The sequence below is a fragment of the Brevundimonas sp. genome (assembly GCF_031082345.1).
Classification (GTDB): Bacteria; Pseudomonadota; Alphaproteobacteria; order Caulobacterales; family Caulobacteraceae; genus Brevundimonas.
This window is the reverse complement of sequence record NZ_JAVHLH010000170.1, coordinates 1-6266: the sequence shown is the minus strand read 5'-3', so window position 1 is coordinate 6266 and position 6266 is coordinate 1. Positions and strand designations below refer to the sequence as shown.

At 70.9% G+C, this 6266-nt stretch carries 5 protein-coding genes; 1 reads left to right on the top strand and 4 read right to left on the bottom strand.

The features are described from left to right. From RDU12_RS11105 to RDU12_RS11095, 3 genes are all read right to left on the bottom strand, one after another. Positions 1–1127: aldehyde dehydrogenase family protein (locus RDU12_RS11105; protein WP_308684622.1), on the bottom strand; the 1127-nt coding region annotated here is incomplete at its 3' end. A gap of 17 nt (positions 1128–1144) precedes the next feature. Continuing rightward, positions 1145–2152: an arginine N-succinyltransferase gene (locus RDU12_RS11100; protein WP_300292022.1), complete on the bottom strand. Its 1008-nt coding sequence runs from the start codon at positions 2150–2152 to the stop codon at positions 1145–1147. Between the two features lie 4 nt (positions 2153–2156). Then, positions 2157–3407, bottom strand: coding sequence for a hydrolase (locus RDU12_RS11095; protein ID WP_308684621.1), 1251 nt, complete (start codon positions 3405–3407; stop codon positions 2157–2159). 112 nt (positions 3408–3519) lie between these two features. On the opposite strand from RDU12_RS11095, the gene RDU12_RS11090 reads away from it, so the two are divergent. Beyond that, on the top strand, positions 3520–4050 hold the full coding sequence (locus RDU12_RS11090) for a hypothetical protein (protein ID WP_300292423.1): 531 nt from the start codon (positions 3520–3522) through the stop codon (positions 4048–4050). 2 nt (positions 4051–4052) lie between these two features. Here RDU12_RS11090 and RDU12_RS11085 read toward each other — a convergent pair. After that, on the bottom strand, positions 4053–6266 hold a 2214-nt coding region (locus tag RDU12_RS11085; protein WP_308684620.1), incomplete at its 5' end, for a translocation/assembly module TamB domain-containing protein.

Here is a 6266-nt window from a genome sequence, read left to right as displayed (position 1 = left end):
TCGCCCAGCCGCTTCAGCCGCACCTCGTCGGGCTTCATGTAGTCGTAGACGACGCGGCCGCTCTGGCCGGTGACGTCGATGATGGCCGGTTTGACGAAGGCGCCGGGCAGGTTGTCGACCGGGCCGGACGCGCGGATCACCCTTGCGCCCATGTCGATGCGATCCTGCAGCGCCTTCAGCGCGCCTTCCGCCGCCTTCACCGAGATCAGGGGGCCGGCATAGGGCTCCGGGGTCGAATTCCACGGAGCGAGGATCAGGCGATCAATCATTGATTCCACCGCCGCCACGATGGCGTCGCCCTGCGGGCCCTCGGGCACGATCAGGCGGCGGGCGCAGGAACAGCGCTGGCCGGTGGTGACGAAGGCGGACTGGACGACGATCCCGGCCACGGCCTCGGCGTCGGCGACGTCCCAGACCACCAGCGGATTGTTGCCGCCCAGTTCGAGGGCGAGGATGACGTGCGGATCGTCGGCGAATTTGCGCCGGAAGTGGGCCCCGGCCGCGCCCGAGCCGGTGAACATCAGGGCGTCGATGCCGCTGTCCAGCAGGGCCGCGCCCGTGTCGCGCGCGCCCTGAACCACATTGACCACGCCGGCCGGCAGGTCGGCCGCCTCGAAGGCTTCGGCCATCAGCTGGCCGATGAGGGGCGTCTCCTCCGACGGCTTGAACACCACGGTGTCGCCGGCCAGCAGGGCGGGGACGATATGGCCGTTGGGCAGGTGGCCGGGGAAGTTGAACGGGCCCAGCACCGCCGCCACGCCGTGCGGGCGATGGCGCAGGACGGCCTGGCCGAAGGCGGTGTCGGCGATACGTTCGCCGGTGCGTTCGTCATAGGCGCGGATCGAGATATCGACCTTGCCGGCCATGGCGCCGAGCTCGGCCGTGGTCTCCCACAGGGCCTTGCCCGTCTCGCGGCTGATGGCCTCGGCCATCTTCGGCGCGCGCTCCTTCAGCACGGCCTGATAGCGTTTGACCGCGTCGATGCGGTCCTGGCGCGGACGGTCGGCCCAGTCGGGGAAGGCGGCGCGGGCGCGGTCCGTGGCGGCCTGGACCTCGGCGGGAGAGGCGGCGGCGCCCTCCCAGACGGTTTCGCCGGTGGCGGGATCGATGGATTTGAAAACGGTCATGGGGTCCAGATGGGGGCTCATGTCTTCACCCGCACGGTGTCGCCGGACCGCACCTTCAGGGCGTCGGCGGTTTCGCGGTTCAGGGTGACCGCGTCGCCTTCGACCGCGGCCCGCTGGCGGACGGCGCGGAAGGCGGCGACGCTGTCGGTCGAGATAAGGGCCGGCAGTTCGGCCTCGACCTCGTCGGCGATCCGCACAGTCAGGCTGCGCGCGTCGCGGACGGTGCGGATGTTGTCGCGCTGGCACGACACGGTCGGCCCGGCGTCGAAGATGTCGACCAGGCCGTTGGGCCGGAAGCCCTCGCTTTCCAGCAGGGCCATGGCCGGCACCCCCTGCGGATGGACCTTGCCGATCACAGACCGGGCGGGCTCGGGCAGCAGCTCGACGTAGATCGGATGGCGCGGCGACAGGTCGAGGATGAACTGCTTGTCGGTCGAGCCGGTCATGCGGTCGGCGTCGTCGAAGTCCATCGGGAAGAATTTGTGCGCCACATGGTCCCAGAACGGGCAGGCGCCGTCGGGCGTGAACACGCCGCGCAGTTCGGCCAACACATTGTCGGCGAACAGCTCCGGCTGGGCCCCGATCAGCATGTAGCGCGACTGGCTGAGCAGGCGGCCCGCGCCGCCCTTGCGCCGGTCGGCCTTGAGGAACAGCGACCCGACTTCGGACCAGCCGGTGCACTCGTTGACCAGCACCAGGGTGTGGTGATCCAGCCTGACCCCGAGCGAAGGCGAGGACTGGGTGTTCTTGACCAGCCGGAACGAGAAGAACGGCCGGTTCAGCCCGACCGCGGCCTTGACCGAGCCGACGCCGTCGACGTCGCCGGTCTCCGACTCCTCGAGCATCAGGGTGTACCAGCAGTCCGGCGCCGCCAGCTGGCCGGAGAAGCTGTCCCGGGCGAGCTCGAGCCGTTCGGCCAGCTGGTCGGGGTCCTCGGGCAGGCTGGTGAAGCCGGGGCCGCTGAGGATGGCCAGTTCCAGCAGGTGATCGAGGTCGGCGGGGCCGGCGGGTCGGACGACGAGCATGGGGTTACATCGTCTCCAGACGCAGGGACTTCAGTTTGAGGGCGTCGATCTCGCCCGAGGCGATCTTGCACAGGATCAGGGCGCCGAGCTGTGCGCGTTCGACGAAGCTGGCGGGCCAGGCGAACTCCTGGTCCGAATGGATGTCGCCGCCCAGCACCCCGAGGGTGTCGATATTGGGCAGGCCGGCGGCGTGCAGATTGTTGCCCTCGCAGACGCCGCCCGAGGGCTTCCAGGCGATGGCCTGGCCCAGCAGGGCGCCGGTCTCTCGCACGGCCTCGAACAGGGCGGACTGGCTGGCGTCCATCGGCTTGGGCGGGCGGGTCATGCCGCCGTGCAGGTCCAGGGTCAGGCCGGGGAAGGGCGGCTCGGCCGCGATCTCGCGCACCGCCGCCTCGATCCAGTCGGACGCGGCCTTGTCCGGCACGCGGACATTGAAACGGACCACGGCGTTGTCGGCGACGACGTTCAGCGGACCGCCGCCGGCGATCCTGGCGACATTGACGGTGACGCCCTCGCGCCGGCTGTTCAGCGCATGCAGCCGGGCGGCGAGAATGGCGGCGCCGGCGACGGCGTTGGCGCCCTCCTCGAAGGCCCGCCCGGCGTGAGCGGCTTTGCCGCTGACGATCAGATGGTAGTTGCCGCTGCCCTTGCGCGCCCCCGCCAGGGTGCCGTCGGCCAGGGCCGGCTCATAGGTCATGCCCACGTGTCCCCGCGCGCCCAGTTCGGCCAGCAGGGGGGCCGAGGCGGGCGAGCCGATCTCCTCGTCCGGCGAGAGCAGCACGGTCCAGCCGACGCGGTCGCGCTCGGGATGGGTCTCGAACGCCTCCAGCGCCGCCAGCATGACGCTGATCCCGCCCTTCATGTCGGCGACGCCCGGCCCGTTCAGGGCGCCGTCGGCGCGGGTCGTGACGGTCTGGAAGGCGCTCTCCGCCGGAAAGACGGTGTCGTAATGGCCGGTCAGGATCACCTGCACCGGCGCCTGCGGCCGCTTGCTGATCTTCAGGGCGTCGGCGTAGGCCTCTTCACGCACGACGCCGTCGTCGCCGACGCTGGTCGAGCCGGCGGTGGGCAGGCGCGCCACTTCGGCCGACAGCGGCGCGGCCGCGGCCTCCAGCAGGTCGAGCATGCGCGCCAGTCCGGCGGCGTTGCGGCTGCCGGAGTTGACCCCGGCCCAGTCGACCGCCCGGCCGACGATGGCCGTCTCCCGCGCCGCGACATGGTCGAGCACGGTCTGGTCGTGAGGGAGAATCCGCATGCGGCCGGACCCTAGCGGCGCCGACGGCAAAGGTGAAGGCGGCCGCCGATTGTGCGTTGCACCGGGCCCCGGCCCTTATAGGGTGTGGCGGCCAAACAGGGAGGACACTGGCATGACCGACATGGTGAGGGGGATGAACCCGACCGCTGCGATCACGAACGCCGCGGAAGCGAAAGCCGCGGCGCGCGCCAGCGCCATCGCTATATTTCTCGGCGCGATCTGGGGGGTCATCGGGATCGTCTGGCTGATGGGGCCCGGCGCCCCCATGATGGAAGCCGCCATGGCGGAAGCCGCCGCCACCTCCCCGGAGGCCGCGGGCATGACGGAGATGATGGCCGGCGGGGCGATGGTGTTCGCCGGCGTGCTGGTCGTGATCCAGCTGATCCTCGGCCTCGTCCAGTGGTTCAAGCCGAACATCGTGATCCCGATCCTGTTCACCGTTCTGGTGGTTTATGGACTGGGCACCACTGCGCTGGGCATGGTCATGGCCGAGCAGCTGGATATCCCCGCCGCCGCCGCCGCCGCGCCGGCGTGGCAGACCTGGGGCGGGTTGGCCCTGCTGGTCATCCAGCTGATCCTGCACATCGCCGGCATCCGCGGCGCCAACGCCCTCGGCAAGTTCCGCGACGCCCAGGCCTACTGAGCCTACCGGTTCGGGCGCCGGTCCTCGCGATCGGCGCCCGGCTGGCGGGACTGGCGGCGCCAGCGAATCGACAGGCTGGCCTCGCCCTGTCCGCCGAATTTCGAGCTGATGGTCAGGTTGCGACGCACCTGCCACTCGACATTGACCACTGCGCCGTCCTCGCCGCCGCCGATGATCTCCAGATAGACGTCGTCGGTGATGTAGCGCCCCCCCGCGACGGTCAGGCTGGACGCCTCGCCGCCGAACGACAGCCGGTCCAGACCGGCCAGTTCCCGCAGATTACCGATCACGTCGAAGCCGCCGCCCCCGGCCAGGGCGCCCACACTGGCGGCCAGCTGCGCCGCCTCGAAGGCCGACAGCTGGGACGCCGACCGCCCGAACAGCACCTGTGACAGGATCTCGTCCTGCGGCAGTTCCGGAGTCGAGGTCAGGGCGATCTCGGGCCGCGCCGCCGTGCCGGTGACCCGGATGGTGGCCGTCAGGGCGGGGTCGTCCCGGGTCGCGGTCAGGTTGAGGCGAATCTGGCTCGGGCGGGTCGACAGGGTGACCACGCCCCGATCATCGAAGATGAAGCGCTTGCCGCCGAAGTCATAGTCGCCCCGCACCACCTGTGCGGTCCCGGTCAGGGTCGGCCGGTTGATCGTGCCGGTCACCCGGGCGTTGACGTTCATCTCCACATTCAGCCCGCGCCCGACCACGCGCACGTCGCCTCCGGGCGAGCGGATGGCGATGTCGACGCCGATTTGCGGACCGCGGGGTCGGTTCTGCTCTTCCTCGGGAACATCCCCGCCGGGCTTGTTGATCTCGACCACATCCATGCGGACGATGCCGTTGGAGCCCGGCGGGTTCGCCTGAATGGTGGCCTCGTCGATGTCGATGCGGCCGGTCAGCTGGATCTTGCCGTCCTCGGCCCGGACCACGCTGAGCGGGCCGGACGCGCGCGCCTCGGCGATATCGTTGTCGATGATCGTGAACCGGGTGAGGGTCAGCTCGACGCTGGAGCCGGAGCCTTCGCGCAGGCCGATGCGACCGTCGCCGGACACCCGGCCGCCCGATCCATCCGTGGCCGAGAAGCTCTCGATCATGGCGGTGGTGTCGTCGAACCGGCTGGCCAGGGTCACGTCCCGCAGCTGCAGGCCCGTGGCGTTGTCGCGGAACCCGCCCTCCCACAGGTCCATCCGTCCGTTGATGCGGGGCGCGGCGATCGAGCCGGCCAGGGTCGCGCGGGCGTTGATGTTGCCGGACAGCGACCGCTCGCCGCCGAGGAACAGGTCCCAGACCGGCTGCACCTGTCCCTGGATGTCGATCTCGCCGGACATCGGCCGGGTCCGAACCACGGCCAGGCGCAGCGGAGCGGCCGAAGCCTCCACGGGCAGGGTGATGTCGGCGTTCGCCCGCACCGCGCCTTCGTCGGCGACCTGGGCCTGGACGCGCAGGGTGTTGTCGACCAGCACGGCGTTCAGGGTGCCGTCGATGGCGAGGCCGCGCGGCGCGTCGATGCTGCGCACGTCCTCAAGCGCCACGTTCGCCGAACCCGAAAGGTCGTCGCCCGACCCCCGCAGCGACAGCCGTCCGGTCACCCGGCCGCGCAGGTCGGGGGCGAGGGATCCCAGTTCGACGCTGGTCAGATTGGCCTCGATGATGGCGGCGCGGGAATCCTGGCGCAGTTCTCCGGTCAGGACGCCGCCGCCGACCCCGAGGTCGACCCGGACCACGCGGCCGTCCCCGGACAGGGCCACGACCGCCGGGTTGCGCGTGACGAAGGCGATCTCGCGGACCCGGCCCGAGCCTTCCAGCACGATGGTCTGGGCGTTCGCCTGGCGGGAATAGACGCCGGTTCCGTCGAAGCTGACCGGGGTGGCGCCGCCGACGTCGGCCTTCACGGTGAAGGGCAGGCGGTCCAGCGTGCCGCGACCGCTCAGGTCCAGCGAGCGGATGATCCAGGACGATCCGGCGAGGCGGACATTGCGGCCGGTGACATCGAGTATGGCGGTCTCGGCCCCGGCGCCTTCGGTCAGGCGGATGCGGCCATCGGCCGTGCCCGAGGCGAGGAATGCCCCCGGGCGAGCCGTGAAGGTCAGGTCGGCGCTCGAGGGGACGCGGTTGGACAGGGCGATCGCGCCCTGCGCCGTCACCCCGCCCGCATCGAGGTCGACGTCAGTCAGGCGGATCCGGTCGCCCCCGAGGTAGAAATTCCCGCTGGCCCGGGCCGGGCC

Bases quoted from the DNA above. Each gene is read 5' to 3' on its own strand.
- RDU12_RS11100 (WP_300292022.1), bottom strand. From the start codon at position 2,152: ATGCTCGTCGTCCGACCCGCCGGCCCCGCCGACCTCGATCACCTGCTG.
- RDU12_RS11090 (WP_300292423.1), top strand. From the start codon at position 3,520: ATGACCGACATGGTGAGGGGGATGAACCCGACCGCTGCGATCACGAAC.
- RDU12_RS11095 (WP_308684621.1), bottom strand. From the start codon at position 3,407: ATGCGGATTCTCCCTCACGACCAGACCGTGCTCGACCATGTCGCGGCG.